This is a genomic window from Sulfolobus sp. B1 (genome assembly GCF_007050195.1).
Taxonomy (GTDB): domain Archaea; phylum Thermoproteota; class Thermoprotei_A; order Sulfolobales; family Sulfolobaceae; genus Saccharolobus.
Window position 1 is genome coordinate 1 of record NZ_QIMI01000170.1, and the last position, 2,855, is coordinate 2,855.

Annotated in this window: 3 protein-coding genes; 2 read left to right on the forward strand and 1 reads right to left on the reverse strand. The window is 36.4% G+C overall.

Going from position 1 to position 2,855, the window contains the following annotated elements:
• Together DMP16_RS08955 and DMP16_RS08960 are read left to right on the forward strand one after the other, a co-directional pair.
• Nucleotides 1-534 (forward strand): translation initiation factor IF-2 subunit alpha (locus tag DMP16_RS08955; RefSeq protein WP_143577122.1); only part of this gene is annotated, 534 nt, incomplete at its 5' end.
• A complete protein-coding gene (locus DMP16_RS08960) occupies nt 531-701 on the forward strand; it encodes an RNA-protein complex protein Nop10 (protein WP_069281585.1) in 171 nt (56 codons plus the stop codon). The genes DMP16_RS08955 and DMP16_RS08960, both read left to right, overlap by 4 nt.
• On the opposite strand, the gene DMP16_RS08965 is transcribed toward DMP16_RS08960, so the two are convergent.
• The coding region (locus DMP16_RS08965) for an STT3 domain-containing protein (protein WP_143577123.1) at nt 691-2,855 on the reverse strand (2,165 nt) is incomplete at its 5' end. The two genes, DMP16_RS08960 and DMP16_RS08965, sit on opposite strands and share 11 nt — an antisense overlap.

Genomic DNA, 2,855 nt, shown 5'->3' on the forward strand with positions numbered 1-2,855 from the left:
AAGAAAATGATACAGTGGAAAAGAATTCAGAGGCTAGATAAAATATTAGAAATAGTATCACAAAAACTAAAAGTTAATGAAAAGGAGGCATGGGAACAAGTTGCTTGGAAGTTAGCTTCCAAATACGGAGATCCCATGTTAGCTATAGATAAGGCTGTAAAAGAGGGAGAAAAAGTTCTCATTGAAGCTGGAGTTCAAGAGATGTGGATTAAGCCATTATTAGAAGAGGCGTCAAAGCATGTTGAAGAAAAGAGAGTAAAAGTTTCCGAAGTTATAACGGTTAGAACACTTGATTCGTTAGGAGTTAACAGAATTAAAGAGGTGATAACAAAAGCTCTAGAAACAATTAAGGGGGATAGTAATTATAATAATATATTAAGTATAAAAATCTATACTATAGGAGCTCCTAGGTATAGAGTGGATGTGATAGGTACTGATCCTAAAGAGTCAAGTCAAGCTCTAAATGAGCTTATATCTAACTTGATTAAAATAGGCAAAGAGGAAAAAGTTGAGATAAGCGTGATTAAGAAATGAAGTGGAAAATGAGAAAATGTGAGAAAGATAACATATATACTTTAAAAGAGAATTGCCCGATTTGTGGTTCTAAAACAATTTTTCCTCACCCTCCAAGATTTTCTCCCCAAGATAAATATGTAAAATATAGGATAGAACTAAAAAAAGGAATTAAACTTAACTGTTAATAACTACTGTAGGCTTTAATATTACTCCAGGTTGTACGAATTGATATACTACTACCATTATGTAAACTGTGTAAAATACACTTCCTGAACCACCATTAGTCACCGGGAATAATGCAATATAAGCAGGTTGGAAATAAAGTAATTGTACATGAGGTAATGGTTCCCCAGTTATAGCATAGCCGCTGCTTGAAGTCGGAACTATTTGGGTTGTAAATGGTGCTATGGGTATTCCATAGCCAGTTTGATATAACGCTTCAGTGAACATTTGTACTATTAATGAGTTATAAGCCTTAGGTGTCCAAGCAAATGGTTCAGCTTGAGATATTTGATTTGCTAACTCTTGAGCAAATGTTGGATCTGTTGAGGCATATGTGTTTATTATTTGGGTTATACTGTCATTTATTTCGGTTAGGTTCACGTATTCATTTAGCGGGTAACCAGCTATAGTGGTCATAGCTCCCATAGCCTTACCTATATCTCCGAGACTAGTCGTATATCCTAAGAATGGTCCTGGAAGATCTGGTGGATAGCCTATATACCACTGTAATTGACCTCCCGATATTACAGATGTTACTGCGTCGTAAGCTACTATATAAGTTGGGATTGTATAATTTGGACTGCCATATGGGTAGATGTGAAAGTCCTTTTCTAAAACAGTCGCTGCAAACGTTTCGTTGTTTAAGAACATCTCAGCCATTAACCTGATTTGAGTGCCATTTAGCGTATTATTTTCATCTATTACACTCTTATTAGTTAGTACTTCTAGCCAATAACCGTAATCCCACCAGCTTAAAATATAAGCGTTTTGTGGAGAATGTGTTCTTATCCAATTTACCGCGCTAACCCAAGAGTAGTTGGTCGTCAAAAAGCTTGTGGCTGCGTTTGTAATTGCAGGGGGCTCATTACTAGCTAGGGTTGCAAATCCTGCATCAGCAACTAATGAGATACCTACTATTGCTAAAATAGTTATTGCTAATATTTTTCCACCATTTCCGTTTTTGATCCCCTTTAGCAAGCCATCAACTACATAATATATTCCTAGTCCACCTAATGCAGCTACTACATATGCAGTATAGTTAAATAAGTATGGCTGTTCAGAAGTTCCAAATATACTTGCGACACCTAAAATTAGTAGCCATAGTCCCATTAAGTTACTTTTTCTAATCAAATAATACATTCCTATAATTGACATAAATAGAGCTATGCCAAAATCTTCTATCATAGCCGTTATTGGTTGTGGTATATATTCTGCTACCGTTTTATCTATAGGCACAGTGACTTGGTAAAATGGATTTATAATAGCGTAATATCTAGGCGGTATCGGCAGAGCTGAAGGTCTGACTAATACTAAGCCGGCTATTCCTAATACAAAGATTAAGGCTAAAACGGCTATTACGATTATGTTTCTTGACTCCACTATATCTTTTGGCAATACCTTACTTAGATAGAGGTCTAAGTAAAGCATTACTGATATTAAGAGCATTGATAAACCATGAGCTAACCCTGACATGAACCCTATATTGTTGGGGGCTAATGATGTTAAAAACGCTGTAACCGCTACTGTTACTGTATATAGGTTTGCGGTAATATCGTCATTTCTATTTAACAAAATTAAGAGAAATGCGGCTACCAATAAACTAAGGTCAATATAAGTATATCCTCCCCAAGATATCTCGGCCAAGAATAGTAATACACCTGCTGGAATTCCGTACCAAATATTCTTCTTCTTTAGACCCTGGTTAAACAGAAATATTGTAAATAGTATAAATACAGCTCCCCACGATGTCTTTGGTAGACCCCCTAACAAATTCTTATAGGTTAATGCAGGAGACACTGCTATTATAGCCCCTGCCATATATCCCGCTAATCTGCTATTAGTAAGGGATTCTACGGCCAAGAAAGACGCTACAACTCCCAATCCAGCTAACAAAACATCAGAAAATATTGCAACAGTATAGACGGCATTAACACCATAAGCTGGATAAAATGGTAAGGAAGCTAAGGCTACAAGGAAAGGTAACCCAATAGTATTCCCTAATTCAATAAAATATCCCCAAGGCCACCATCCTAACACGTCTGGAGGTACTGCATACCAGTTGCCATGTGCTTGTGCTATTAGTAAAGCATTATAAAATAGATACCATGGGTCAAATT